The sequence below is a fragment of the uncultured Sphingobacterium sp. genome, assembly GCF_964277905.1.
Taxonomy (GTDB): Bacteria; Bacteroidota; Bacteroidia; order Sphingobacteriales; family Sphingobacteriaceae; genus Sphingobacterium; species Sphingobacterium siyangense.
On record NZ_CAXYKD010000009.1, the window covers coordinates 25,146 to 51,134 of the forward strand.

Consider the following 25,989-nt stretch of genomic DNA (forward strand, 5'->3'; position numbering starts at 1 on the left):
AAAGTAGTATAAAAAGTAATTTATTAAATTACTATGCTTGCATAATATATATTTTGTATATTTGAGTATGGTGGTACACCGATCTCATAAAACGATTGTGAGTTGGGAGAAAACTTTTTGAGAGCAAATCTTATTAGATATATAAGTTATCGGCTTGGTAACTGATGAACCAAAAAACTGAAATGCCATGAATTTTGAATTAAGTGAAGAACATAAAATGATCCGCGACGCAGCGCGGGAATTCGCCCAGGAGCTAAAGGCTGGGGCAATCGAGCGCGATGAAGCCGCAAAATTTCCAACAGATTTTGTTAAGCAGATGGCCGAACTAGGATTTATGGGTATCATGACCCCCGAAGCTTATGGTGGGGCTGGCATGGATACGTTGGCCTATGTTCTTGTTCTCGAAGAAATTGCCAAAATTGATGCCTCTGCGGCCGTTATTGTATCCGCCCACAATTCCCTGGTATTATATGGACTCAATGCTTTTGGTACAGAGGAACAGAAACAAAAGTACCTGATTCCCTTAGCGAAGGGCGAGAAACTTGGCGCTTTTGCGTTATCAGAACCTGAAGCCGGTTCGGACGCCTCATCGCAGCACACGACCGCCGAAGATAAAGGAGATCACTATCTACTAAATGGCACAAAAAATTGGATCACCAACGGTGGCCATGCCGATATCTATCTTGTCATTGCACAGACACATCCTGAAAAAGGCCACAAAGGCATCAATGTACTGATCGTTGAAAAAGGCCTAGCTGGCTTTACCATTGGTCCGAAGGAAAACAAATTGGGCATCCGTAGTTCTGATACGCATTCTCTCCTATTTTCGGATGTTAAAGTTCCTAAGGAAAACCGCATCGGAGAAGATGGCTTCGGATTTAAGTTTGCCATGAAAACACTCGATGGCGGTCGTATTGGCATTGCAGCACAGGCCCTAGGAATTGCTGCCGGTGCTTATGATCTCGCTTTGGCTTACTCAAAAGAGCGAAAGACTTTTGGAAAACCAATTTCGGACCATCAGGCCATACAGTTTAAATTGGCCGATATGGAAGTCGATATCGAGGCAGCTCGACTTTTGACGTATAAAGCCGCTTGGACGAAAGACCAGGGACTTCCTTACGGTAAAGAAGCTGCCATGGCCAAACTACATGCATCGGAAGTCGCCATGAAACACACTGTAGAAGCTGTACAGATCCACGGTGGCTATGGTTACGTAAAAGAATATCATGTCGAAAGGTTAATGCGCGACGCAAAAATCACACAAATCTACGAGGGAACCTCTGAAATCCAACGTCTGGTGATCGCCCGCGAGATTCTGCGCTAAGCTGTCAGTCATGCTATGAACCCAAAAAGTGTCTAACTTTTTTGCGGCATTGCATGACTGACAGTTTTTTAAATTTAAAGGCTCTTCAACTTGTTATCGATCATGGCAAGATATTGATAATCCTGAAAGGCAAAGCTCGCCGTTTCGGCCATCGCCAGATTCAAAATAAACTTTGCTTTGCGAAGTAAATTCTCCTGATTACCATCTGTAGCATTCAAACCATCAAACAACAAGGTCAAAGCCAATGGATGTAGTTGCTGTATTTGAAGATCTGTTTTGAGATATGCCGAAAGCTCACTTTCGGAAAGATTTAAAAAATAGGCCCTACTCTTTTCGAAGAATTTTTCATAAGCATCTTCAAACACTGCTGGATCAGTCGGCTCCGTAAAGGCATCATGACCTTCTGTCCATATGCGAAGAAATTTACCAATTTCTTCGATCCAATTCATCAATACATCTTTTTTAAAACTTAATCCCATGATCTATGCTTATCTGATCTGTCCATTTCCACGGACAATCCATTTCTCTGTTACCAATTTTTCTAATGCAAATGGTCCGCGGGCATGTAACTTTTGGGTCGAGATACCGATTTCTGCTCCCAAACCAAACTCACCACCATCTGTAAAACGTGTTGATGCATTGGCATATACCGCAGCAGCATCCACTGTGTTCAAAAATTGTTCGATATGGAGTTCACTGGAAGAAACAATACACTCCGAATGTTTGGAAGAATATTTTGTGATATGCTCCAAAGCTTCGTCCAAACTCGAGACCGTCTTTATTGAACACTTCAAATCTAAAAATTCTCTTCCAAAATCATCTTCTTCTGCGCGCTTTAAATTTGAATAATTTTCACCTTGCAGTACCTCATAAGCTGTAGGATCCGCAAAAACTTCCACCTGAGCATCTTCAAAATAAGTTTTCAATTTCTGTAGAAACTCGGGAGCAATAGTGCGATCGACCAAAACAGTATCTAAAGAATTACACACCGATGGCCTGGAAATTTTAGCATTAGCAACAATTTTAGCTGCCATATCCAAATCTGCTGTACGGTCCACATACGTATGGCATACTCCCGCTCCTGTTTCAATGACAGGCACCTTAGCGTGCTCCCTGACATAATCAATCAATGACTGTGAGCCACGTGGTATGATAATATCCACATATTGGGTAGCTTCCAATAATTCCGAAACATGCTTCCTCTCAACAGGCAACAGTTGCACAATAGTTGTTGCGATACCATGCAGCTCCAAAATATTATGGATCACTTTCAACAGCGCTTCGTTGGTGTATAAAGCATCAGAACCACCACGCAATAGACAAACGTTACCCGATTGAATACATAGTGCAGCAACATCTATCGTCACATTGGGTCGCGATTCATAGATTACCCCAACGACACCGAGCGGAACCGTAATTTTCTCGATCTCCAATCCATTCGGCAATATCTTTTTTAGTAATAGCTGATCTGTTGGGTCCGCTAGCTGGGCTATTTGCTTAACACCGTCAGCCAAGCCTTTTAGACGATCGCTATTGAGCAAAAGACGATCCTTTTTGGGGTCATCATCAGACATACGATCCAAATCAATCTTATTCGCTTGTAATATATCCGCAGTATGCGCGACAAGACCATCTGCGATGGCATTTAAAATAGTTATTTTGGTATCAGGAGCCAGTTGTTGCAAAATTTGTTTTGCTTTGGCCGCCGCCTGAAGTTGTTCTACGATGGATTCACTCATAACAATACGATATCATTTGCATGTGCAATTTCTACATTTTTTTTACTGGTCTGGGACAAAGCGGATGAATCCATCTTCGCCCGCGCTACCGCAACGGTTAAGCCTTCTAGATTGACGATATTTAACACTTCTCCTTTTTCAAAATGTTCAACGATACGGGTTACCCCTACAGCTAGCAAACTTTTATGTTTCAATAATGCTTCTTCCGCTCCACGGTCAACCATCAATTCCCCTTTTATCAAACTTCCACTCGCAAGCCATTTCTTGCGGGAAGAGATCTTCTTACTTTGAGCCAGACACAATGTGCCAGTCTCGTGCTTAACCGCTTTTTGGATCGCCTCTTCGGTTTGCATACTAAAAATCACAACAGCGATCCCCATCTGATTGGCCAGTCGGGCAAAGTTCAATTTCGAGGTCATTCCCCCCAATCCTACTGAAGATTTATCCTTCCTTGCTAAACCTAAGATATCCCGATCGATGGTTTCAATTTGCGGTATAATCTTGTTGTTTGCATCCAACACACCGGGGACAGAAGTACTAAATAGCAATTTTTCGGCACCAAACCCAACAGCAATCAAGGTTGCCAGCTCATCATTATCTGAAAACTTCAGTTCTTTATTACTCACCACATCATTTTCATTTGCGATTGGAATAACATTGTTCCGCCACAATTCCTCATACGTATTTTTCAATTGTAGAAATTGATCTCGATTGGAAAAATGATGTCGCTCACATAAACTCTGCGCCAATGAAATTTTAAACGGTCGGAAATAAGTTGAATACGTATTAATCAATATGGGGTTCCCAATTGCAGCAGCGGCCTTTCGTTCGGATAACGTTCCCGTATAACTGGGCAGAAAACGTTTACCGGCAGCAACAGCACCTGAAGAGACCAAGACAATATTGTATTTCTTTTGTAAGGAAGCAATCTGCCTAGCGATCTCCAAAACAATACGTTCATCAACTTCTCCCTCTTTCGTGGTAATAGAAGCCGATCCAAATTTGACAACGAGAATTGGCTTTTTCATTTTTTAGTATGTTTTAGTTTAGATTTGAGCACTAATTTACTGAGAAGAATTTGATTTACGCAAAATATGTTAACAATTGAACAATATAATTCAATTGAAAAACTCATGGAATAAGGTCGATTCCAGTGGATCAGGAGACATCCGATGTGAAAGAAAGGAAAATAATTAGCGTAGATCTCAGAGGTCAATACAGATCTCAGCGATCAGTACAAATGGCCTGAAGATGAAAACATAAAACTTGAGCTTACAAAAAAGCAGCAATTCCAATATAATACCAAAAAAGTTGCCACTTTCTGAGGCGATATAGGTGATGGAATGCTGCTTCTCGTTAAAGATATATTTATTGCTATTTTTTTAGTATCTGATGGAGGTCAAATCGTAAGCCAACATTGAACGTACGGTTATAGAGTTTTACATTTTCATTGACGCTCATATCCTTCATCCCATAATTGGAGCCAATGAAGAAACCATAGCCCCCATTCCATTTGTAACCTAAGTTAAAACCCAAACCATAGTCTGAAGGATTGGTCGTTGCATCGTAAAATTTTCCATCATTATTATTCACAGACATCTGTATACCATAATAGGGACTAGCAGCAAGATAAATCCGACCTTCTCCAACCGTAATATTATAAGCTATGTTTAAAGGAATATCGATCGCATTTCTTCGGTATGTTGTCCAGTTATTTTCAAGGGCATGCTTTGCCTCCATACCATTTTGGGTAAAGTTTACTTCAGGCTGAATAGAGAGTCCACCAACGAGCGGTATTTCAAGAAAAAGCCCTGCTGTAACACCCGAAATGCTTCGGAAGCTATAACTGTGCGTTCGTTTATTGGATACCAATGATCCGGCATTTGTGTACCCGGCGTTTATACCGTAGGAAATTTTACTTTGGCAGAACGCTGTGGAAAGCACAGAAAACAGTATTATACTGCAGATTAAATGTTTCATATGTGGTCAATTTATTTACAATTGCCACAAATATGCACGACGGAATCTTAATTTAAACGCTATTTAGCGTTGTTTAACAAATCTTAATATTGATTAACAATAATTAATACATATTAACAAACCACCTTATTTTACGATGGGAATCGCTCTTCATAGAGCTTCTCCAAGGAGAACATTTCATCACGATATTTCGCTGCTTCCAAGAAGTCCATTTCTTTTGCAGCTTTGTCCATTTTCTTCCTTACGTTATCGATCGCCTTCTTCAAATCTTTCTCACTGAGGTATTGCATCACTGGGTCAGCTGCAATGGCTTGCGACGGATCAGGTTCAACATAAATTTTAGGTTCAATACCCGAAAAATCAGCAACAGAAGTCTGCTCCAGAATCTCCTCCCTTGTTTTGCCGACTGTACGCGGTGTAATGCCATGTTCCAAGTTATATTTCATCTGCTTGTCTCTGCGACGATTGGTTTCATCTATTGTGACACGCATACTATCCGTCATTTTATCGGCATACATAATAACCCGACCTTTATCATTCCGGGCAGCCCGACCAATCGTCTGAATAAGCGATCGTTCGGAACGCAGAAAGCCCTCTTTATCCGCATCGAGAATAGCGACAAGCGTAACTTCAGGCAAATCAAGCCCCTCACGGAGTAAGTTCACCCCGACCAGGATATCAAATTCGCCCAAGCGAAGACCCCGTAAGATTTCCACACGCTCCAAGGTTTTAATTTCGGAGTGAATATAACGGACTTTTAAATTCAGCTTGGTCATATATTTGGAAAGCTCTTCGGCCATGCGTTTGGTCAATGTAGTAGCCAAAACACGCCCTCCTTCTTTGATGGTCTTATCGACCTCTTCCAAGAAATCATCGACCTGATTGATCGCTGGCCGTACTTCAATAATCGGATCCAAAAGTCCTGTTGGACGAATGACCTGCTCAACAACAACACCTTCGGTCTGCTGCAGTTCGTAATCGCCCGGAGTTGCGGACACATAAATCGTCTGATTCGTCAGGGATTCAAACTCCGGAAAGTTCAAAGGTCTGTTATCCAAAGCTGCTGGCAACCTAAACCCATGTTCCACCAAGGAAACTTTTCGCGACCGGTCACCACCATACATCGCTCGCAATTGTGGTAAGGTGACGTGGCTTTCATCAATGACCAAGAGGTAGTCCTCCGGAAAATAATCCAGCAAACAGAACGGACGCATCCCCGGTTGTCTACCATCGAAAAAGCGGGAATAATTTTCAATTCCCGAGCAATAGCCCAGTTCACGCATCATTTCCAAATCATAATTGACCCGCTCCTCCAAACGCTTCGCTTCAAGCATTAAGCCCTCCTCTTCCAGTTGCGTTTTCCGTTGCATCAATTCATCTTGAATAGCCCAGATCGATTCCTTGAATTTTTCCTTCGGTGTAACGAAAAGGTTTGCCGGAAAAAGAGCAAGATCTTCCATCTTGTTGAGCGTTTTACCCGAAATAGGATCGATCTCACTCAGTTCATCAATTTCATCCCCAAAGAATGAAATCCGAATGGCATTATCCAAGTATGCCGGAAACACATCCACGGTATCACCTTTAACACGAAAGGTACCCCGTTTAAACTCTGCGGTCGTCCGTGAATATAAGATCTCAACCAATTTATGCAGGAAAGCATTTCTTGTGACAGTCATACCGACACCAAAACGAAAAATAGATCGGGAGAAATCCTCCGGATTTCCCATACCATAGATACAGGACACCGAAGAAACGACAACAATATCACGCCGACCCGACATCAATGACGAGGTAGTCGCCAAACGCAACTTTTCGATTTCTTCGTTAATCGCTAAATCCTTCTCGATGTAGGTATTTGTCGAAGCAATAAAAGCTTCGGGTTGATAATAATCGTAATAAGACACAAAATAGTTGACCGAGTTATTGGGGAAGAACTGCTTGAATTCACCGTACAACTGAGCCGCCAATGTTTTATTGTGACTTAAAATCAATGTTGGCTTTTGCGTTTCCTGAATCACATTGGCAACAGTAAAGGTCTTACCCGATCCCGTTACCCCCAAAAGCGTCTGGTATTGCTCTGCCTGCTCTACACCTGCTACCAACTGCTTAATTGCTTCTGGCTGATCGCCTGTGGGTTTGTACTCCGATGTCAATTCAAATTTCATATACTTCCTATTTCTTAAAGAAAACTATTCAGGCCTTTTCCAGCAAACATTGCACCACGAATTACTTAAGCCGTAAGCTCAAAAACAGCTTTTATGATCCGATGGTTTCAATCTGCAAAAAGACGATTTTTCGACCTGTGATCCAGGCCATATCCTTCTAAGGTCTTACACAAATTTACTAAAAATTTTACCATTTTAGCGCAAACTATAATAATACCATAGATGTTATTACTTTCAATTGATTATTTATTATCTTTAGTTTAATTGAACTAGCACACACGCCATGGTCACTATTCTATCTACCCAAAATAGCATTGCAAATCATTTTATTGCCGAGCTGAGAGATAACATTATTCAACAGGATCGCATGCGCTTTCGTCGGAATCTGGAACGATTAGGTGAAATTTTCGCTTATGAAATTAGCAAGACAATGACCTACAAACCTGTTGAAGTTGAAACTCCGTTAGGTGTGGCCAAAACCCATCTCTTGATGGAACAACCCGTACTCGCTACAATTCTGAGAGCGGGCCTTCCCTTTCATCAGGGACTTTTAAATGTTTTTGATCAGGCCGATAACACCTTCATTGCAGCCTATCGGCATACAAAAAAGAGCGGTGAGTTTGAAATTCATAAGGAATATGTCAATACACCAAACTTAGATAATCGTACAGTAATCATTGTAGACCCCATGCTGGCTACAGGAAAGAGCCTCGTTTTATGCTGTAAGGATCTCCTGGCCGAATATGACATCAAGGAATTACACATTGTTGCGGCCATTGCATCCGAAGAAGGACTAAACCACGTTCAGGCTTTTGTACCCACGGCGCATATCTGGGTTGGTGACGTCGACCACGAACTGACCTCAAAAGCCTATATTGTACCTGGGCTCGGTGATGCCGGAGACCTGGCCTATGGTGTAAAACACCATTAATGTGGATAAATTATTTAAAACTAAATTAACACTTAGCTCATTGAAATTCAGTAAATTTATGTCAATGACGAAGTTTAATTTTTTTATATCTAATTTATATCGCTATGAGATGGCAAAAATACAATGGCGAATCCATTCGCTCCACGATTTTCGATGCTGTTGAAGAAGTTATTAAACGAGAAGATGCCCTAGGGAATAAGCTCAAGGTTTATATCGGCACCGATTCCCAAGTCAAGAGAGGCATCATCGACTTCGCAACAGTCATCGTCTTTCTCCGGGAACATAAAGGTGGATTTATGTTTATCCAACGGGACAAAAGGCACCACCGAATGAGCATTAAAGAAAGGATGCTACTCGAAGTCCAAAAATCCATCGATATAGCCTATCAACTCTGCCCCCTCCTCGAAAAACACAAAGTAGACCTCGAAGTCCACGCCGACATCAACACCAATCCAAATTTCCAGTCAAATGTTGCCCTGAAAGAAGCCATGGGCTATATTATGGGTATGGGATTTGTTTTTAAGGCCAAGCCCGAGTCTTTTGCCAGTACCAATTGCGCTAATAAACAGGTTCAATAATTGACTATAAGGCAGACTTTGTATATTTAGGGTGTAATTTTTAATACACCACATGCATGAATTTTTTCAGCAGATTGCACGTCAATTTGCCCAGACCTCTTGGCTCGAATGGTTAGGTACCCTGACAGGCTTTCTTTGTGTCTATTTGGCCGCTAAGCAAAATATATGGAACTGGCCGATTAGTATCATCAGCGTGGCGTCCTATGCTATTCTGTTTTATGATGCCAAACTATATGGAGATACTGTACTGCAATTCTACTTTCTGTCTACTGCTGTTTATGGCTGGTATTATTGGATAAAACGAAAAGAAGAAAAAAAGAAACCCATCGTTAAAGCCAGCAAGGGGCAGTTGTTTCTTTGCCTCCTGGCAATCCTCGTCCTGACACTGTCAATCGGTTATCTCCTCGATAGCAAGACAAATTCCGATGTTCCTTATATTGACGCTTTCTGCACGTCCGTAAGTTTTGTTGCTCAATTTCTGATGACACGCAAAGTGCTTCAAAACTGGCTCTTATGGGTATTTGTGGATATTTGTTATATCCCGCTCTATATACACAAAGACCTTATGCTGACCGCAGTACTCTACCTTGTTTTCACACTCATTGCTTGGAATGGCTATCGCGATTGGCAGAAAACCTATAAAAATTTTGCGTAATATTGCCTATCAAAACGATCGATGTGGGAAAAGATTTCATAAAAATTGCCGTTGTTGGCCCCGAGTCCACCGGAAAATCAACGATGGCACAATTTCTTGCCAAGGAATTTCAGACGGTATGCGTGCCCGAATATTCACGTTATTATTGCCAAAGCCTCAACAATAAATATACCTTACAGGACGAAGTCAATATGTTTTATGGACAGGTCGCCTTAGAGGAAGCGTTGGTCCCTTTAGCACAAGGACAGCTCCTCATCTGTGACACTACCTTCCTTACGGTCAAAATTTGGTCAGATCATCTTTTCGGACATACACCACAGGAAGTCACCGATAAAATTCAACAACATGTTTATGATCTCTATCTGCTGATGGATATCGATCTACCCTGGCAGGACGATCCACTACGGGATTTTCCCGAACAGCGCGAACATTTCATGGAGATCTGGAAAAACGAATTGAACGCCATTAATGCGAATTATCGTCTTATTTCGGGACTCGGCGACCAACGTCTTGAAAATGGACTTTATGCTATAAAAGATTTTCTGACATTGATTTGAGACAAGTGTCTTGACGAAGCAGCCTTTTACAGCTATATTTGTAGGAATAAAGTATAGCTGTTGTTTATGCGGAGTAAGTATACTTGCCCGGCGACAGAAAGCTTTATAAATACAATTAAAATAGAATATTAACATTTTACTTAAGAAATAATGTATCCAGAATATTTAGTAACTCCAATGCGTCAAGAGTTAGTTGATGCGGGATTCGAAGAATTAAAAACACCTGAAGCAGTTGATCAGGCTATCGCATCAGAAGGAACTGTTTTTGTGGTTGTAAACTCTGTTTGTGGTTGCGCTGCTGCAAATGCACGTCCTGCTGCAAAAGCTGCTGTAAAAAACGAAAAACACCCAGCTAAATTGGTGACTGTTTTCGCAGGTATGGAAACTGATGCAGTAAACACTGCACGTAACTACATGTTGCCTTACCCTCCATCTTCACCAGCAATGGCTTTATTTAAAGACGGGAAATTGGTACACATGATTGAAAGACATATGATTGAAGGTCGCCCGGCACAAATGATTGCTGACAATTTAGTTGCAGCATTTGACGAGTACTGTTAATCACGTATTTTGATTTTTGAATTAAAAAGGCTGTCCAAGTTATTTGGATAGCCTTTTTTGTCTATTGGATAATTCGTATTTTCCTTACTTTTCCTGCACGTCCCCTTTCAAAACTTTACAGATAGTCTCCTGTCCGAACAATATGCGGCAACTCATCATAGGCGCCTCACGTAAAGCAATTCGATCAGTTAAAGCAATTCGATCAATTAAAGCAATTCGATCAGCCAAAACCTCAAGTCCGCATATCCAGCAGATCTAGCCCCAAGTCTAGTTTCAGTTTATTAAAAGCTTTTTCCTATTTTTAGGTTATGAAAACCTTCCCAATAATCATTTTTTTATTCTGCTTGACGATCATATCATGTTCACCGCAAACGAAAGTGGACCTTATTGTTTATCATGCGCAAGTATATACTGTAGATTCGGCTTTTAGTACAGCACATGCTTTTGCTGTCAAAGATGGTAAGTTTATTGCCATTGGTTCCGATGAAGAAATACAGCGAAAGTACAAAGCAATAGAAAAAATTGACGCACAGGGGAAGGCCATTTATCCGGGATTCTACGATGCCCATGCGCATTTATTTGACGAAGCCGAACTAATGGATCAAGTTGACCTAAACGGCACCGATTCTTTCGAGGAGGTTATTCAACGTGTCAAAAACTACCAACAAAAAAAACCGGGCAAAACTTGGCTGATCGGTGGTGGCTGGGACCAAAATCGCTGGAAAGATAAAACTTTCCCAACCAAGGACCTACTCGACAAAGCTTTCCCGGATATCCCCGTTTACCTCATACGTGTAGATTATCATGCGGCGGTTGCGAACTCCAAAGCACTCGAATGGGCAAAATTAACGAGTATCCCCATCATTCGCGGCGGTGTGGTCGGCGGGACTAATGATACTCCCAATGGTCTCTTGATCGACAATGCAATGGATCTTGTCAATAAGACAATTCCGGTTCCGAGTGAAAAAGAATATCTAAGAATGCTCAAGCGAACGCAAGACTCCCTCCTTTCCGTTGGTCTTACCTCCATTGTAGACGCAGGTTTATCAAAAGAAAGACTCGATCTGCTAAAGAAATACTATCGGGAAGGGCAGTTGAAAATTAGAGATTATGCCATGATCCTAGGCAATCCTCAAAATATAAAGTCATTTATCGATCAGGGTTTCTATGAAACAGACCGTTTCGAGATCAAAGGATTTAAACTGCTCGCCGATGGCGCATTGGGATCCCGTGGTGCATGCCTCCTTACGCATTACCATGATGCCCCCACCCACGGCTTTCTCCTCCATAGCCCTCAAGAATACGAAGCAATGATCAAACAGATTGCCGAAAGTAAGTTTCAGGCAAATACCCATGCGATAGGCGATTCGGCCAATCGTATTATATTGGATATTTATGGCAAATACCTCCACAATAATGGCGATCGTAGATGGCGAATCGAGCACGCCCAAATTATATCGCCTGCAGATTTTGATAAGTTTCGAAAGTATCAAATCATACCATCTGTACAACCCACACATGCAACCTCCGATATGTACTGGGCCAAAGATCGACTCGGTGAAGAACGCATGAAAGGCGCTTACGCTTATAAGCATCTGTTGAAAGAATATGGAAAACTCGCTTTGGGGAGTGATTTTCCGGTCGAACATTTCAATCCCTTATATGGTTTCCACGCGGCAGTAGCCCGCGTCGACAAAAAAGGATATCCTAGCCACGGATTTCAGATGCAAGACGCGATAAGCCGTGAAGACGCTTTGAAAGGAATGACAATCTGGGCGGCATACTCCTGTTTTCAGGAGAAAAAAAGAGGAAGTATCGAAGTAGGAAAAGATGCTGATTTTGTTATCCTCGAAAAGGATATAATGAAAATTCCGAATGAGCAACTGCGAAATGTAAAAACAGAACAGACAGTAATTGCAGGTGAGACTGTGTTTAAAAGATAACAATAGCTCATATGCCTAAACATGTCCACTAAACTTATATCGCTGACAAAGCGAAATAGTTAACAAAAAAGATAGCTAACAAATCAAACATTTATTCACCTGCAGTAACCTGCCCTAGGGAGGATTACAAGGAAAATTTAGAATAAATTTTCCTAATTACGAATATTTCGTATATTTACGATATAAACATACATTTATGAAATATTCATTACCATTCCTATTATCCTTAGCGACGCAGCTGTTATTTGCACAAGAGCGTACTCCAGCGATCGCTAAAGTACATTACGAATTCAAGCATGTAAATGATAGCACCCAACGGGATCAATTTATACGCGATGAAACAGTCGTTTACCTGAATCAACAGGCCAGCTACTACACATCATATTCATCCAAGCGCATGCAAGATGAGGTCAAAAAACAAATGGAGGGCCCCAGTTTCGACGGTACGCTAAACATTACTACTCGCTCGACACCATCAAGCTCCTCCTATTTATTAGACGCCAATCAAAACAAAATGACCGAAGTGGTCAGCGTTGCCAGTGACAATTTTGCCATTCCACAGGCTTACCCTACTCAAGATTGGGAAATACTGGGAGACCGCAAAGAAATTGGTGGCTACAATTGCCAGAACGCAAAAACAACATTCAAAGGCCGGACCTATATTGCCTGGTTTACAACCGAGCTGCCGTTTTCTTATGGTCCGTGGAAACTTCATGGTCTTCCTGGCCTAATTCTGGATGCCCGTGACACAAAAAATGAGGTGATTTTTGCTTACGCCGGATTCGACAAAATTGAGGATGGAAAAACATCGGTGGCCCTGCCGCAAAACGCCATCGTCAGTACTGCAGAAGAGGTAAAAAAAGTTCAAGAAGCCTTTAAGGCCAATCCACAAGCTTATATGCAAGCCCAATCGGGAAAAAACAGAACCATCAGTGTAGGTTCATCGGGAAGTATGGTTGCAGTTAGATCCAGTTCCGGCTCCGGAGGAGGCTCCCCTGCTGGTGCTTTGGATCCGTCAAAAATAAAGAGTTTCAATATTTCAAGAGACGATAAATACAAACCTTCAAAGGTTACCAACAATCCGATAGAGCTGACGCCTTAATGAAAGTATTTTTATGTTTATTTATAGTCGTTTTGCTTGGGCAAATAACCTTTGCCCAGCAAACGATTAGTGGAACGGTCCAAGTGGATAAGACGCAACATCCCGTACCCTTTGCCAGTGTCAACATCCTTTCAGACAACAAAATCATCGCTTTCAAACCGACAGATAAAGAAGGGCGTTTTACAATTACATTAACAAAGGACTATGCAAGCCTCTACCTGCAGATCAATCACCTTACTTACGAAAAATTTGAACTCAAACTTGGCCCGCAGACATCGAATCTTCGGATCCCCCTCGTACCAAAAACCAATCTACTACAAGATGTCATTGTAAAGAGCAAACCTAAAGTAAGCCGTTCAAATGATACAATCTCCTACGACGTCGGATCTTTTGCCAAAGAAGAGGATCGAAATATAGGCGACGTAATCAAACGTCTTCCGGGTATGGAAGTTACCGAATCGGGTCTTATTAAATACCAGGACAAAACCGTTTCTAAACTTTACATTGACGGTGACGATCTATTGGAAAATCGCTATGGTGTAGGTACACGGACAATCCCGCATAAAATGGTAAAGGACATTCAGGTACTCGACAATCACGAACATTATAAAGTCCTTAAAAATAAAAGATTTACAGACGACGTCGCCATAAATCTCGTTATCAAAGAGGAAGCAAAGCTAAAACTCACTGGGCAAGCCAAAATTGGCGTCGGCACGCCCAATCTCTATGATCCTGAATTGAACTCAATCCTATTCAACAAAAAAGTTAAGATGTTGAATGTCCTCAGCGGTAATAATACCGGCAATGATCTTTCCGGAGATATCATCGGCGCCAATCAGTCCTCTTTACTGGCCAAGTTTGGGAGCTCGCCCATCAACAATCTCCTGGCGACGAGCACAACAGGCAGTCCAAATATTCCTAAAAACAACTATTATTTCAACAATACAGGTTCGCTAAACACCAATAACCTATACAACCTCAAAAATCATTGGCAGCTAAAATCAAATATTCAGGTTTTATACGACAACGATAGGCAAAATAATGCCTCAAGCACACAATACCTTCTCGATGATGGCGACGTCTATTTTAATGAGCAAAATCACCTGAAAACAGCGCGATGGCTTGGCGCAGCCAGACTTTCGGCATCCACCAATACGGAAAAGAAATATGCGAGTAATGCCTTGTCATTTGAGTATGAAAAAAAAGATATAACAGCATTGTTGGCAAACTCTTCAGGCCAGATCGAGCAGTTCCAGAAACACCACATCAAGGGATTCAGCAACTTGTTTAGCTATATACCCCAACTTAAAAACAATGACATTATTGCAATCAACTGGTCTTTAAATTATGGTAATAAACCACAGACTTTACAGATCTATCCCGGTGTTTTTCCAGAAATACTCAACGATAGCATTCCCTATAAAAGTAGCCGTCAGCAAATTGAAATTCCTTCCTTTTTTACGGAGATCAGTACAGGTTATCGCTTCAATAAAGGCAAAATCAAACAATACTATCAAATTGGCTTCAATACAGATCGCCAACACTTCAACTCGCTCCTTACAATAGCGGATAATGATCAACATATTCGAGCATTGGGCGATAATACCCGTAATGATCTGCATTGGAGCAGGTCCCAAGCATTTATTACTCCTCAATATTCCTGGAAAACAAATCGGTTTGAAACCCAGCTCGACATCCCGGTCACCTATTTATTTACACATTATGAAGACGTCAGTCATCAGCTGTCCACGTCCAAAAATTCCGTGCTAATCAATCCTAATTTAAAAGCGAGATGGCAGGTTTCTCAAGAAGACTATTTTCAATTTAACTATCAATTTGCGCAGGATATTGGCAACATAGAAGATATATACCGTGGTGCGGTATTGCGGAACTATAGAATGCTCAGCCAAAATAATGCAGCGCTAAATGAATCCAAAAAACATACATTTAATCTCAATTATAATTTAGCCCGTACCCTAAAAGTATTATTTGCAAATGCTGGTATTAGCTATTCAAGATCGCTTTCCAACACGATATTATCTTCCGTTATAAAAAATAACATCACCGAAAATATCTTGGTCAATATGGATAACCTGCAGGAGCGCTGGTCTTCTCAGATCGGGTTTGATAAATACATTTTCCCCCTGGCAAGTACCCTTAAACTAAAAGGAAGCATTTCTCACTTCAAATACAATCAATTGTTAAACAACGCCCTAGTCCCTATTCGAAGTATGAGCTATCTATTTCAACCAAGTATAGAAGCTAAAGTCTTTAAATCTTATAACATTTCCTATTCAGGACTATTCAATTGGAGCAGAAGTAAACAACAGGGCCTGGACAATACGATCCAAAATAAAACCACCACAATGATGCATAATATAGGTTTTCCGACCAGCCCATTCAAAAATGGCTTTATGCGACTAAACCTGCGTAATCTTGCCACCTTTCAAACAAACATGAAGAATGCGAGTTATACCTTCATAGACTTTTTTACGCGCTATAAGGTTAACAAGTGGAAAATGGATTTCGAATTGGAAATGAATAATTTGGCCAATATCAAAAACTATCGTACTTATTTAATGACGGCCAATATGATTTCCCAGAATGAATTTGAACTTCGCGGGAGAACAATTTTACTCCGCACAGTTTTTAACCTTTAAAGCATCAAACTCCATCGAAAAGAAACAATTGCCTTGAGCTATTAAAAAAAGAAGCCTGAGCAAAAATCACTCAGGCTTCTTTTTATATCTTGCGAAAAAGTATTTTTCGTTAAAACACTTTAGAACTATTCTCTATTGCATATCGAATAGATGTTTCTCAGCATGATAAGAAGAACGAACCAACGGTCCTGACTCCACATACTTGAATCCCATTTCTAAACCAATTTTCTGATATTTCTCAAACTGTGCAGGTGTAATCCATTCGATTACAGGATGGTGAGCTTTCGTAGGCTGTAAATACTGACCCAATGTCAAAATATGTACCCCGACGTTATATAAATCTTGCATTGCCTCGATAACATCTTCCTCAGTTTCACCTAAGCCAAGCATAATACCTGATTTTGTACGGAGTCCAGCTTCAGAAATGCGGCGTAGGCACTCGAGTGAACGATCGTATTTAGCCTGAACGCGAACTTCTCTTGTCAAACGACGGACAGTTTCGAGGTTGTGCGAAACAACTTCGGGACGTACTGCGATCACGCGGTCCAAATTATCCCATTGTCCTTTAAAATCTGGCAAAAGTGTTTCTAAGGTTGTTTCTGGGCTTTCTCTACGGATTGCGTTGATTGTCTCCGCCCATATTACCGAACCACCATCTTTTAGGTCATCACGATCCACCGAAGTGATCACACAGTGTTTTACCTGCATTAACTTGACAGAATTAGCGACACGATTAGGTTCATCCAAATCAACCGCCAGAGGACGACCTGTTGCTACCGCACAAAATGAACAAGAACGTGTACAGATATTTCCCAAAATCATGAAGGTTGCCGTTCCAGCGCCCCAACATTCGCCCATATTCGGGCAATTTCCACTCTCACAAATTGTATGTAATTTATGCTCGTCTACAAGACTTCTGACATGTCTATACTCTTTACCAACAGGCAATTTGACACGCAACCAATCAGGCTTGCGTTGTGCAGGAGTTGCCGGAATAACTGGAAGTTCAATCATACAACAAAGTTAAGGATTAAAAATGTAATTTCTAACCGTCAATTTGTTGGTTTTATATCATAAAAAATGACCGATTGCCACCAATAATAGAATTATGAAACAAAAATTAGGATATTTGTGTTGATTATCATTAATCTAATAACAAAACTATGCGACTGAGCCGATCTTTATCCATGTTGTTACTTGGGGGTGCAACCATCTTTACTGCACATGCCCAAACCAACTTTGACATTATACCCAAACCTTCGAAAATCACATTGGCTACGGGAACATACGCTATCCCTACACATCTTCAGGTTATTGTTTCAGATGAATTTCAGGAGGCGACACAACTGCTTACTGAACACCCAGCTATCAAAAGCCTAGCTGTCGAAGTACTCAAGAAAAATAAAAAAGGCCCAAAAGAAGGCTTTCGCATTATTAAAGCAGTCGATGCAGATAACCTTAGCAAGAACGCCTATTCCATCCAAATCGATGAAAAAGGCCTACTACTCAGGGCCTGGAATGTACCCCAGGTTATCAATGGGATTTACACACTGGTTCAATTGGGTTATCTACAAGCTGATCCAAGTAAAATAGCCTATGCGACAATAGTCGATGAGCCACGATTCGCCTACCGTGGCTTACACCTGGATGTATCGCGCCATTTTATGCCGCTATCTTTTGTCAAAAAGTATATCGACATCATGGCCATCTACAAATTCAACAATTTTCATTGGCATTTAACCGACGGAGCGGGATGGCGATTGGAAATTAAGAAATATCCGGAGTTAACACAAAAGGCGGCCTGGCGAACACATACGGGCTGGAAAGATTGGTGGAACAATGGTCGTCAGTATGTAGAAAAAGGTAAGCCAAATGCCAGCGGTGGATTCTATACCCAGGATGAAGCTCGCGAATTGGTCGACTATGCAGCCCGCAAAGGAATCAATGTAATTCCTGAGATAGAAATGCCCGGACATTCGGAAGAAGTATTGGCCGTATATCCCGAACTCTCTTGCTCCGGAAAGCCCTATAGTCAGGGAGAATTCTGTATCGGCAATGAAAAAACCTTTGAATTTCTAAAAAATGTTTTGGATGAAGTCCTCACGATATTCCCTTCCCAGTACATTCATATCGGCGGTGATGAAGCTGAGAAAAAGCATTGGGAAACCTGCCCAAAAGATCAGGCGCTCATGCAAAAAGAAGGATTAAAATCTGTCGACGAATTGCAGAGCTATGCTATCAAACAAATGGATCTATACCTGCAATCCAAGGGTAGAAAGCTGATCGGTTGGGACGAAATCCTTCAAGGGGGGCTAACCGAAGGAGCGACCGTCATGAGCTGGCGCGGTGAAGACGGCGGCATAAAGGCCGCAAATGCAGGCCATGATGTTATCATGACTCCAGGTTCACACCTCTATTTTGATTCTTATCAGACAGACCCACGGACACAGCCTGAGGCCATCGGGGGTTACGTGACACTTGATAAGGTTTATTCGTATGATCCTATTCCAGCTGCGATACAAGGGGACAAAGCCAAGCATATCCTCGGAGCACAGGCGAATATATGGACAGAATATGTACCTACCACCGAACACCTCGAATATATGGTGTTCCCACGTGCACTGGCTTTGGCGGAAGTCAATTGGACAAATAAAGATGGGAAAAACTGGACAGACTTTCAGCGAAGACTACAATCACATTATAAGCTACTACAAGATCTAAACGTCAATTATTATCGTCCTTCCTTCAATGTCGCTTACACGGCAACATACAATGCGGCGAAAAACAACAATAAAATTACGCTGACAACGGAGCAACTAAAAACAGATCAGATCCGATATACCATTGATAGCAGTGAGCCTACAATCTTGTCTACACCATATACTGGACCATTTGAACTCAGCTCAACAGGTCATATCAATGCCGCTTATTTTCTAGATTCTATCAAAATCGGTCCAACCCTATCCTTTGATATTGACATTCATCGTGCTATTGGAAAAAAAGTAACGTACAACACAGCATGGTCGGGATATCCAGCACAAAAAGATTCTACCTTAACAAACGGAATCATGGGCGGTCTTTCCTATCACGATGGTCAATGGCAAGGATTCACCAGTCCGATTGATGTTGTCGTGGATATGGAACGTAGGGAAGAAATACACCAGGTAGCCATGAATTTTATGCAGATGATCGGCCCCGGCGTTTATATGCCAGGAGAAATGGAAGTCCTGCTTTCGGATAATGGCCGTACCTTCAGATCCGTAGGAACAATCAAAAATGACATATCCGATAAAGAATCCAAGTTGACTTTCAAAAGGTTTGAACTCAAACTTGACAAAGCCCAACAGGCTCGTTATATAAAAATCAAAGCCAGCAATCCAAAAAAAGGCTACTTGTTTACGGACGAAATCATCGTTTATTAAACAAATCAGCCCCATTATTGCCTACGAGTTGGAAAACATACTGCTTATGTTTTCCAACTCGTTTTTGTTTTTTCAGGGCCACTTTTCTAAAAAACTACATTTTTTTTTGAAATATTCTTAAAATAAATAGTTAATTTTCAAAATTTAAAATGTAACTTTGCACTCCGACAAAGCAGTCGGAATGACCCTTCCCCATGAGCTACTTTTGATTGTCTTTGCTCAGATTTACAATAGGAAATTTAATTTTTTGAACTAGATATAATGCCAAGAAACACTTCCATTAAGTCGGTTTTAATCATCGGATCAGGTCCCATCGTTATCGGTCAAGCTTGTGAATTTGATTATTCTGGATCTCAAGCATCTCTTTCATTGAAAGAAGAAGGTATTGAAGTATCCATCATCAACTCAAACCCTGCAACAATCATGACGGACAAAGTTGTTGCAGACAATGTCTACTTACTTCCATTAACATGCGAAAGTATTGAAGAAATTTTGCAAAAACACAACATTGACGCTGTACTTCCTACCATGGGTGGCCAGACTGCTTTGAACTTATGTATCGAAGCTTCTAACCTAGGTCTTTGGGAAAAATACAACGTAAAAGTTATCGGTGTTGATGTTGCTGCCATTGAAAAAACTGAAAACCGTGAAGAATTCCGTCAATTAATGGTTGATATCGGTGTGGGCGTTGCAACATCCAAAATTGCAAACTCATTCCTTGAAGGTAAAGAAGCGGCACAAGAAATTGGCTATCCGCTTGTTATACGTCCATCTTATACTCTTGCAGGTACAGGAGGTGGATTTGTTCACAGAAAAGAAGATTTTGACGCAGCCTTAAATAGAGGTTTACATGCTTCACCAACACACGAAGTTTTGGTAGAACAAGCGGTATTAGGCTGGAAAGAATTTGAATTGGAATTACTTCGTGATACCAACGACAATGTTATCATCATCTGTACCATTGAAAACTTCGATCCAATGGGTATCCACACTGGAGACTCAATCACTGTTGCACCAGGCATGACATTGTCAGACAAATGTTATCAAGACATGCGTAATCAGGCTATTCTGATGATGCGTTCAATTGGTACATTTGCAGGTGGTTGTAACGTTCAGTTCTCGGTAAACCCAGAAAACGAAGAAATTATTGCCATCGAAATCAATCCACGTGTGTCACGCTCTTCCGCTTTAGCATCGAAAGCAACTGGTTATCCAATTGCGAAGATTGCAGCTAAATTGGCGATTGGTTACAACTTGGATGAATTGCAAAATCAGATCACAAAGACAACATCCGCATATTTTGAACCAACATTAGACTATGTGATCGTTAAGATCCCTCGTTTCAACTTCGATAAATTCAAAGGAGCAAACAAGGAATTAGGTCTACAGATGAAAGCAGTAGGTGAAGTAATGGCAATCGGCCGTACATTTATCGAAGCTTTACAGAAAGCTTGTCAATCCTTGGAGACTGGCCGCGCTGGTTTAGGTGCTGACGGTCGTCAATGGAGAAACCTTGACGAAATCATGGACAGCTTAGAACATCCAAGCGGTGACCGTTTATTCCATATCAAAGATGCTTTCGAATTAGGCGTTCCTTTGGAATCTATCCGTAAGGCAACACGTATTGACAAATGGTTCTTAGTACAGATCCAAGAGTTGGTACACCTTGAACAAGAATTACGTCGTTATCAATTGAATAATATTCCACGCGATTTCTTCATGACCTTAAAACAAAAAGGCTATTCGGATGTGCAAATTGCATGGTTATTAGGAAATGTAACAGAGGATCAAGTTTACGATCGTCGTAAGGAGTTAGGTATCAACCGTGTTTATAAAATGGTCGATACTTGTGCTGCAGAATTTCCTGCACAAACACCATACTACTATTCGACATTCGAAGAAGAAAACGAATCGATCTCTTCAGATAAAAAGAAAATCATCGTTTTAGGCTCAGGTCCTAACCGTATCGGTCAAGGTATCGAGTTCGATTACTCCTGTGTACACGGTTTATTGGCGGCTAAAGAATGTGGTTACGAAGCGATTATGGTTAACTGTAACCCGGAGACTGTATCGACAGACTTCAATATGGCTGACAAATTATACTTCGAGCCCGTATTCTGGGAGCATGTACGTGAGATCATCGAATTAGAAAAACCAGAAGGTGTTATCGTTCAGTTGGGTGGACAAACGGCTCTTAAAATGGCTGAGCGTCTAGAGCAACTTGGCGTAAAAATCATCGGTACTTCATTTGAGAATATGGACTTGGCAGAAGACCGTGGCCGTTTCTCCGATCTATTGAAAGAATTGGAAATTCCATATCCAAGATACGGTGTAGCAACTTCAGCAGAAGAAGCATTACAAGTTGCAAACGAAGTTGGATATCCAGTATTGGTTCGTCCTTCTTACGTATTGGGAGGACAAGGCATGAGCATTGTTATCAACGATGAAGATTTAGAAAAAGCTGTTGTCAACTTGTTGAAAAACCTTCCTGGAAACCATATCCTGATCGACCACTTCCTGGATCGTGCAGAAGAAGCTGAATCAGATTCAATCTGTGATGGTGAAGATGTACACATCATTGGTATGATGGAACATATTGAACCTGCTGGTATCCACTCAGGAGACTCTTCAGCTGTATTGCCTCCATTTGGCCTATCACAAGCTGTTCAGGATAAAATGGAAGAATATTCCATTAAACTAGCAAAAGCATTGAACGTAAGAGGTCTATTAAACATTCAGTTTGCTGTAAAAGGTGAAAATGTATATGTTATCGAGGCTAATCCACGTGCATCACGTACAGTTCCTTTCATCGCTAAAGCTTATGATGTTCCTTACATCAATATTGCTACTAAAGTTATGTTGGGTGTTAATAAATTGAAAGACTTTACGATCGAACGTAAGCTGAAAGGATACGCGATTAAAGAACCTGTATTCTCTTTCAATAAATTCCCTGAAGTAGACAAGCAATTAGGCCCTGAGATGAAATCAACTGGTGAAGCAATTCGCTTTATCAAAGATCTTCAAGATCCTTATTTCAGAGAATTGTACAATCAAAAATCAATGTTTTTGAATGCGCAATAAGACATATCAATAAAATAGAAAAGGCTTGCAAATGCAAGCCTTTTCTATTTTATATCTTTTACACAGCGAAACCCAACATTATTTGTAGGACTGTTGACCTCCCCTTTTCCTCTGCTTCCGGCTTTATACCTTTCGCAATATTGATCATTGCAAAGAAATGACCCTCCCCGCTGAACGCGTTTTTCAAGATTTGGTTCCTGCGGATCATAAGAATCTTGTGGTCCTTTGGGGTTAGCAGTTGTACTATGCTGATAATAATCGGGTCTATAAAAATCAGCACACCATTCCCACACATTCCCTTCCATATCGTACAGTCCCAATGCATTTGCCTGAAATGATTTTACAGGCGCAGTCCCCTCAAAGCCATCCTCCTTTGAATCTTGTACAGGAAATTTTCCCTGGTAAATATTGGCGGTCCATTTACCATTAGGCTTCAAGTCCTTGCCCCAATAATACAAGTCATCGTTTGCATCTTTACGTCCTCTAGCCGCATATTCCCACTCCGCTTCTGTAGGTAATCGTTTACCTGCCCATTTCGCGTAAGCTGCAGCATCTTCATAGGCAACCTGAACAACCGGATAATTCATTTTATCCTTTATCGAGCTATTCGGTCCCTCGGGATGTTGCCAGTTTGCACCAGGGACATACTCCCACCACATCAGATAATTGTTTAATGAATTGAGTTCTTTAGGTTTGGAAAATACAGCCGATCCCGGAACTAACATCTTGGGATCCACCCCTGGAAAATCTTTCGGATCCAGCTCCCGCTCAGCAACAGTTACATAACCTGTCTCCTTTACAAACTGCGCAAACTGTGCATTTGTGACCTCATGTTCGTCCATATAAAATGAATTCAGTTGCACCTGATGTAAAGGCTTACTATCTTCAAAATTTGAACTTCCCATCAAAAATTTGCCCCCTTCGACTAATATCATCTTGTCCGTAGTCTTACTTTTTAACTGAGCAATTTGGGATTTTATCATACCTGCGCGCGTAGGTATATTTTCCCCAACACAACAGGAAAGTGTATCCTTGGTGGAAAATAACGATAAACAGGTAATTAGAGTCAGATTGAATAACATAATTAAAGATAAACATAAAAGGGGAACAATAAAAAGTTCCCCTTCAATAAGTCACTTTATATAAGAGGCCTATACGCCCAGTTGTATATTTTCTTTTTTCGCTGATCTAGAACGAATAGGCGTATTTCCGCCGCCTTTTAACGTGATTTCTACCGGCGTATTATTTTTCCATGCGCCCTTTGTGAAATCCGGTACATCAACTGTTTTACAGTTCTTTTCTACAGATTCAAAACTCAATGGTACGATACAGCTCCATGAAGCAGCATCATAGACATCCTGGTCCAAAGGTAATCCGTTGCGCAAACAGTCAATCAGACGCCAGTCCATCATAAAATCCATCCCACCGTGTCCACCAACCTGTTTTGCCTGCTCACCAATATATTTTACCAATTCTGGTGTGTATTTATCGTACAGTTCTTTTAATTTCTGTTCTGTAATGAATTCATGGCCAAAAGCAATATTCTCCGTAGGATACTTTTGCGCAAACCCTTTCGTACCGCTCAGTGTATGCAGCCTAGAGTAAGGTCTAGGAGAAGTAACATCATGCTGCAGCATAATCGTTTTTCCTTTTGCGGTTCGGATAAGCGTTGTATTCATATTACCACGGTATTTCTTTCCGACAAATTCCTGAAAAAAAGAATCCTTGGCCGCTAACTCTTTTGCTTTTTCTCCCATCATAAAATCATTGGAAGACATTGCCACAAGATGATCCATCTTATCCCCTCTATTGATATTTAAGCATTGTGCCACAGGGCCAAGACCATGAGTAGGGTATAGATTTCCATTTAATTTTATATTTTCTCTCAGGCGCCACATGTTATCATAGCCATTCTTTGCAAAATTAAGATCCAGCAAATCGTGAATATAAGCACCCTCGGCATGGACGAGTTCGCCAAACAAGCCTTGGCGCACCATATTCAATGTCAGCATTTCGAAGAAATCATAACAGCAATTTTCCAGCATCATACAATGCTTTTTAGTCGCTTCAGATGTCTTCACGACCTCCCAACAATCTTTGATTGTCAAAGCGATCGGCACTTCACAAGCCACGTGATTACCCGCTTTCATCGCGGCAATACTCATCGGAGTATGATAATCCCAAGGCGTACAAATATAGACCAGATCGAGTTTCTCTTCTTTTAACAAGGATTTCCAGCCATCTTCACCGGAATACGCTTTCGGAGCTGTTAGACCTTTCGATGTAACGATTTTTGTTGCGCGCTCAACCCGATCTGGATGTTTGTCGCAAAGTGCGACAATTTCGCATCCCTCAATAAAGGACAACCGTTCAACAGCACCAGGACCGCGCATGCCCAGTCCAATCACTGCTACTCTGACTTTATCAATTTTTGGAGCTGCATAGCCACACATATTAAACGACTCTGCTGCCGTATTGGCATTGACCAAAGTAGGGAGTGAAACAGCCAGTGATGACAATATTCCGGCCTTTTTTAGAAAATCTCTTCTAGAATCCATAATTTAAAGTTCATATAAATTTAAAGGGACCAATTGGTCCCTCTAAAAAATCACCTATTTTAAAACAAACTAAACAGTCAATAGAAAAATCCTTTTGGATTGGATTTATATTTGGTTCTTATGTAAGAACTTAATCTCTATAACAATAATATAACACTTTTTTCTAAATAAAAAATGAAACTTGAAAGCAATCGTTTGCTTAATCTACACAAACGATTGCTTAATTTTTTATCTTCGTTGTTTTTCAATCGATATTCACTAGCCACAAAGTTTTCAATAATGAAATCCTTGATGGGGATAACAGTCATAACAGCCGTTTACTCTAGCAGGGAATATCGAGCAGCATTTGCTATCGTTATACAATTGTAACTACACAGAGGTATAGCTGCAGATATAATGTTATATTACGTTCCTGATTGTGATGTGTACATAAGAAGATCAACTTATGTAGTTAATGACATTTTCCCATAAAGCTTAATAATAGTGGAAAATAGCTGTATAGCATGTAATTCTGATAGCTATATCTGTGACCACTACCTGCATACTTCCCAACAGTCGAATAGCATATACAACTGCTTATTACAAGTAGCTACTGCAAGGCCAAATGATATGCAGCTATAGGATACAGCTAAAAAGTAATAGGATTTGATACGGTCAATGCAGGCTGCAGGATAGCGACGGTTGCGGAACAGCTTCCGATGGACCGGACTCACCGACGGTCCTGTGCTGCGAT

20 protein-coding genes are annotated in these 25,989 nt (G+C 41.0%); 11 read left to right on the forward strand and 9 right to left on the reverse strand.

Features of this window, described 5'->3' with window-relative positions; genetic code table 11:
- The first annotated feature begins 187 nt into the window (after positions 1-187).
- Positions 188-1,324 carry an acyl-CoA dehydrogenase gene (locus tag ACHWSC_RS06790; RefSeq protein ID WP_201666467.1) on the forward strand — a complete coding sequence of 379 codons (1,137 nt, stop codon included), beginning with the start codon at positions 188-190 and terminating at the stop codon, positions 1,322-1,324.
- Between the two features lie 74 nt (positions 1,325-1,398).
- Here ACHWSC_RS06790 and ACHWSC_RS06795 read toward each other — a convergent pair whose 3' ends face one another.
- The 5 genes from ACHWSC_RS06795 to uvrB form a co-directional block, all read right to left on the reverse strand.
- Positions 1,399-1,773 carry a hypothetical protein gene (locus tag ACHWSC_RS06795; RefSeq protein WP_232475671.1) on the reverse strand — a complete coding sequence of 125 codons (375 nt, stop codon included), beginning with the start codon at positions 1,771-1,773 and terminating at the stop codon, positions 1,399-1,401.
- A 39-nt stretch (positions 1,774-1,812) separates the two neighbouring features.
- A complete protein-coding gene (locus tag ACHWSC_RS06800; RefSeq protein ID WP_394676266.1) occupies positions 1,813-3,063 on the reverse strand; it encodes a glutamate-5-semialdehyde dehydrogenase in 1,251 nt (416 codons plus the stop codon).
- Positions 3,060-4,091, reverse strand: a complete 1,032-nt coding sequence (gene proB / locus ACHWSC_RS06805; protein ID WP_046672306.1) for a glutamate 5-kinase — start codon at positions 4,089-4,091, stop codon at positions 3,060-3,062. Before proB ends, ACHWSC_RS06800 begins: the two co-directional genes overlap by 4 nt.
- Positions 4,092-4,437: 346 nt before the next feature.
- On the reverse strand, positions 4,438-5,043 hold the full coding sequence (locus ACHWSC_RS06810; RefSeq protein WP_075990955.1) for a porin family protein: 606 nt from the start codon (positions 5,041-5,043) through the stop codon (positions 4,438-4,440).
- A gap of 131 nt (positions 5,044-5,174) precedes the next feature.
- The gene (uvrB, locus tag ACHWSC_RS06815) at positions 5,175-7,208 is read right to left on the reverse strand and encodes an excinuclease ABC subunit UvrB (protein WP_075990954.1); all 2,034 of its coding nucleotides are present in this window, start codon (positions 7,206-7,208) and stop codon (positions 5,175-5,177) included.
- A 283-nt stretch (positions 7,209-7,491) separates the two neighbouring features.
- Between uvrB and upp the strand changes: the two genes are divergently transcribed.
- The 8 genes from upp to ACHWSC_RS06855 all read left to right on the forward strand — a co-directional run bounded on the left by upp (position 7,492) and on the right by ACHWSC_RS06855 (position 16,195).
- Complete coding sequence (gene upp, locus ACHWSC_RS06820) at positions 7,492-8,139, forward strand: uracil phosphoribosyltransferase (protein WP_394676267.1); 648 nt, start codon at positions 7,492-7,494, stop codon at positions 8,137-8,139.
- A gap of 104 nt (positions 8,140-8,243) precedes the next feature.
- Positions 8,244-8,717 carry a ribonuclease H-like YkuK family protein gene (locus tag ACHWSC_RS06825; RefSeq protein ID WP_046672303.1) on the forward strand — a complete coding sequence of 158 codons (474 nt, stop codon included), beginning with the start codon at positions 8,244-8,246 and terminating at the stop codon, positions 8,715-8,717.
- A gap of 52 nt (positions 8,718-8,769) precedes the next feature.
- On the forward strand, positions 8,770-9,372 hold the full coding sequence (gene pnuC / locus ACHWSC_RS06830) for a nicotinamide riboside transporter PnuC (RefSeq protein WP_394676268.1): 603 nt from the start codon (positions 8,770-8,772) through the stop codon (positions 9,370-9,372).
- Positions 9,373-9,395: 23 nt separating this feature from the next.
- Positions 9,396-9,929 (forward strand): AAA family ATPase, encoded by a 534-nt coding sequence (locus ACHWSC_RS06835; protein ID WP_201666476.1) that lies wholly within the window; start codon positions 9,396-9,398, stop codon positions 9,927-9,929.
- Positions 9,930-10,079: 150 nt separating this feature from the next.
- Complete coding sequence (locus ACHWSC_RS06840) at positions 10,080-10,490, forward strand: BrxA/BrxB family bacilliredoxin (RefSeq protein ID WP_070563263.1); 411 nt, start codon at positions 10,080-10,082, stop codon at positions 10,488-10,490.
- A gap of 377 nt (positions 10,491-10,867) precedes the next feature.
- Positions 10,868-12,433, forward strand: coding sequence for an amidohydrolase (locus tag ACHWSC_RS06845; RefSeq protein ID WP_394676269.1), 1,566 nt, complete (start codon positions 10,868-10,870; stop codon positions 12,431-12,433).
- Positions 12,434-12,629: 196 nt separating this feature from the next.
- Entirely contained in the window at positions 12,630-13,535 is a 906-nt protein-coding gene (locus ACHWSC_RS06850; RefSeq protein WP_201666479.1) for a GLPGLI family protein, read from the forward strand.
- The gene (locus tag ACHWSC_RS06855; RefSeq protein WP_394676270.1) at positions 13,535-16,195 is read left to right on the forward strand and encodes a hypothetical protein; all 2,661 of its coding nucleotides are present in this window, start codon (positions 13,535-13,537) and stop codon (positions 16,193-16,195) included. Before ACHWSC_RS06850 ends, ACHWSC_RS06855 begins: the two co-directional genes overlap by 1 nt.
- Before the next feature lie 132 nt (positions 16,196-16,327).
- Here ACHWSC_RS06855 and lipA read toward each other — a convergent pair whose 3' ends face one another.
- Complete coding sequence (gene lipA, locus ACHWSC_RS06860) at positions 16,328-17,209, reverse strand: lipoyl synthase (protein WP_075990947.1); 882 nt, start codon at positions 17,207-17,209, stop codon at positions 16,328-16,330.
- A gap of 173 nt (positions 17,210-17,382) precedes the next feature.
- Between lipA and ACHWSC_RS06865 the strand changes: the two genes are divergently transcribed.
- Both ACHWSC_RS06865 and carB read left to right on the forward strand, forming a co-directional pair.
- A complete protein-coding gene (locus tag ACHWSC_RS06865; RefSeq protein ID WP_394676271.1) occupies positions 17,383-19,617 on the forward strand; it encodes a beta-N-acetylhexosaminidase in 2,235 nt (744 codons plus the stop codon).
- A 261-nt stretch (positions 19,618-19,878) separates the two neighbouring features.
- Positions 19,879-22,698 (forward strand): carbamoyl-phosphate synthase large subunit, encoded by a 2,820-nt coding sequence (carB, locus tag ACHWSC_RS06870; RefSeq protein WP_120333934.1) that lies wholly within the window; start codon positions 19,879-19,881, stop codon positions 22,696-22,698.
- A 44-nt stretch (positions 22,699-22,742) separates the two neighbouring features.
- Here the strand turns inward: carB and ACHWSC_RS06875 are convergent, their stop codons facing one another.
- From ACHWSC_RS06875 to ACHWSC_RS06885, 3 genes are all read right to left on the reverse strand, one after another.
- Positions 22,743-23,681 (reverse strand): formylglycine-generating enzyme family protein, encoded by a 939-nt coding sequence (locus ACHWSC_RS06875; protein WP_333576411.1) that lies wholly within the window; start codon positions 23,679-23,681, stop codon positions 22,743-22,745.
- A gap of 168 nt (positions 23,682-23,849) precedes the next feature.
- Complete coding sequence (locus ACHWSC_RS06880) at positions 23,850-25,256, reverse strand: Gfo/Idh/MocA family protein (protein WP_220801655.1); 1,407 nt, start codon at positions 25,254-25,256, stop codon at positions 23,850-23,852.
- Positions 25,257-25,789: 533 nt separating this feature from the next.
- Positions 25,790-25,989, reverse strand: a 200-nt coding sequence (locus ACHWSC_RS06885; protein WP_394676272.1) for a hypothetical protein, incomplete at its 5' end; no start/stop codon positions are given.

Excerpts from the sequence above, each read along its gene's own strand:
- ACHWSC_RS06790 (WP_201666467.1), top strand. The coding sequence starts at position 188 with ATGAATTTTGAATTAAGTGAAGAACATAAAATGATCCGCGACGCAGCG.
- ACHWSC_RS06795 (WP_232475671.1), bottom strand. The coding sequence starts at position 1,773 with ATGAATTGGATCGAAGAAATTGGTAAATTTCTTCGCATATGGACAGAA.
- ACHWSC_RS06800 (WP_394676266.1), bottom strand. The coding sequence starts at position 3,063 with ATGAGTGAATCCATCGTAGAACAACTTCAGGCGGCGGCCAAAGCAAAA.
- proB (WP_046672306.1), bottom strand. The coding sequence starts at position 4,091 with ATGAAAAAGCCAATTCTCGTTGTCAAATTTGGATCGGCTTCTATTACC.
- ACHWSC_RS06810 (WP_075990955.1), bottom strand. The coding sequence starts at position 5,043 with ATGAAACATTTAATCTGCAGTATAATACTGTTTTCTGTGCTTTCCACA.
- uvrB (WP_075990954.1), bottom strand. The coding sequence starts at position 7,208 with ATGAAATTTGAATTGACATCGGAGTACAAACCCACAGGCGATCAGCCA.
- upp (WP_394676267.1), top strand. The coding sequence starts at position 7,492 with ATGGTCACTATTCTATCTACCCAAAATAGCATTGCAAATCATTTTATT.
- ACHWSC_RS06825 (WP_046672303.1), top strand. The coding sequence starts at position 8,244 with ATGAGATGGCAAAAATACAATGGCGAATCCATTCGCTCCACGATTTTC.
- pnuC (WP_394676268.1), top strand. The coding sequence starts at position 8,770 with ATGCATGAATTTTTTCAGCAGATTGCACGTCAATTTGCCCAGACCTCT.
- ACHWSC_RS06840 (WP_070563263.1), top strand. The coding sequence starts at position 10,080 with ATGTATCCAGAATATTTAGTAACTCCAATGCGTCAAGAGTTAGTTGAT.
- ACHWSC_RS06850 (WP_201666479.1), top strand. The coding sequence starts at position 12,630 with ATGAAATATTCATTACCATTCCTATTATCCTTAGCGACGCAGCTGTTA.
- ACHWSC_RS06855 (WP_394676270.1), top strand. The coding sequence starts at position 13,535 with ATGAAAGTATTTTTATGTTTATTTATAGTCGTTTTGCTTGGGCAAATA.
- lipA (WP_075990947.1), bottom strand. The coding sequence starts at position 17,209 with ATGATTGAACTTCCAGTTATTCCGGCAACTCCTGCACAACGCAAGCCT.
- ACHWSC_RS06865 (WP_394676271.1), top strand. The coding sequence starts at position 17,383 with ATGTTGTTACTTGGGGGTGCAACCATCTTTACTGCACATGCCCAAACC.
- carB (WP_120333934.1), top strand. The coding sequence starts at position 19,879 with ATGCCAAGAAACACTTCCATTAAGTCGGTTTTAATCATCGGATCAGGT.
- ACHWSC_RS06875 (WP_333576411.1), bottom strand. The coding sequence starts at position 23,681 with ATGATAAAATCCCAAATTGCTCAGTTAAAAAGTAAGACTACGGACAAG.
- ACHWSC_RS06880 (WP_220801655.1), bottom strand. The coding sequence starts at position 25,256 with ATGGATTCTAGAAGAGATTTTCTAAAAAAGGCCGGAATATTGTCATCA.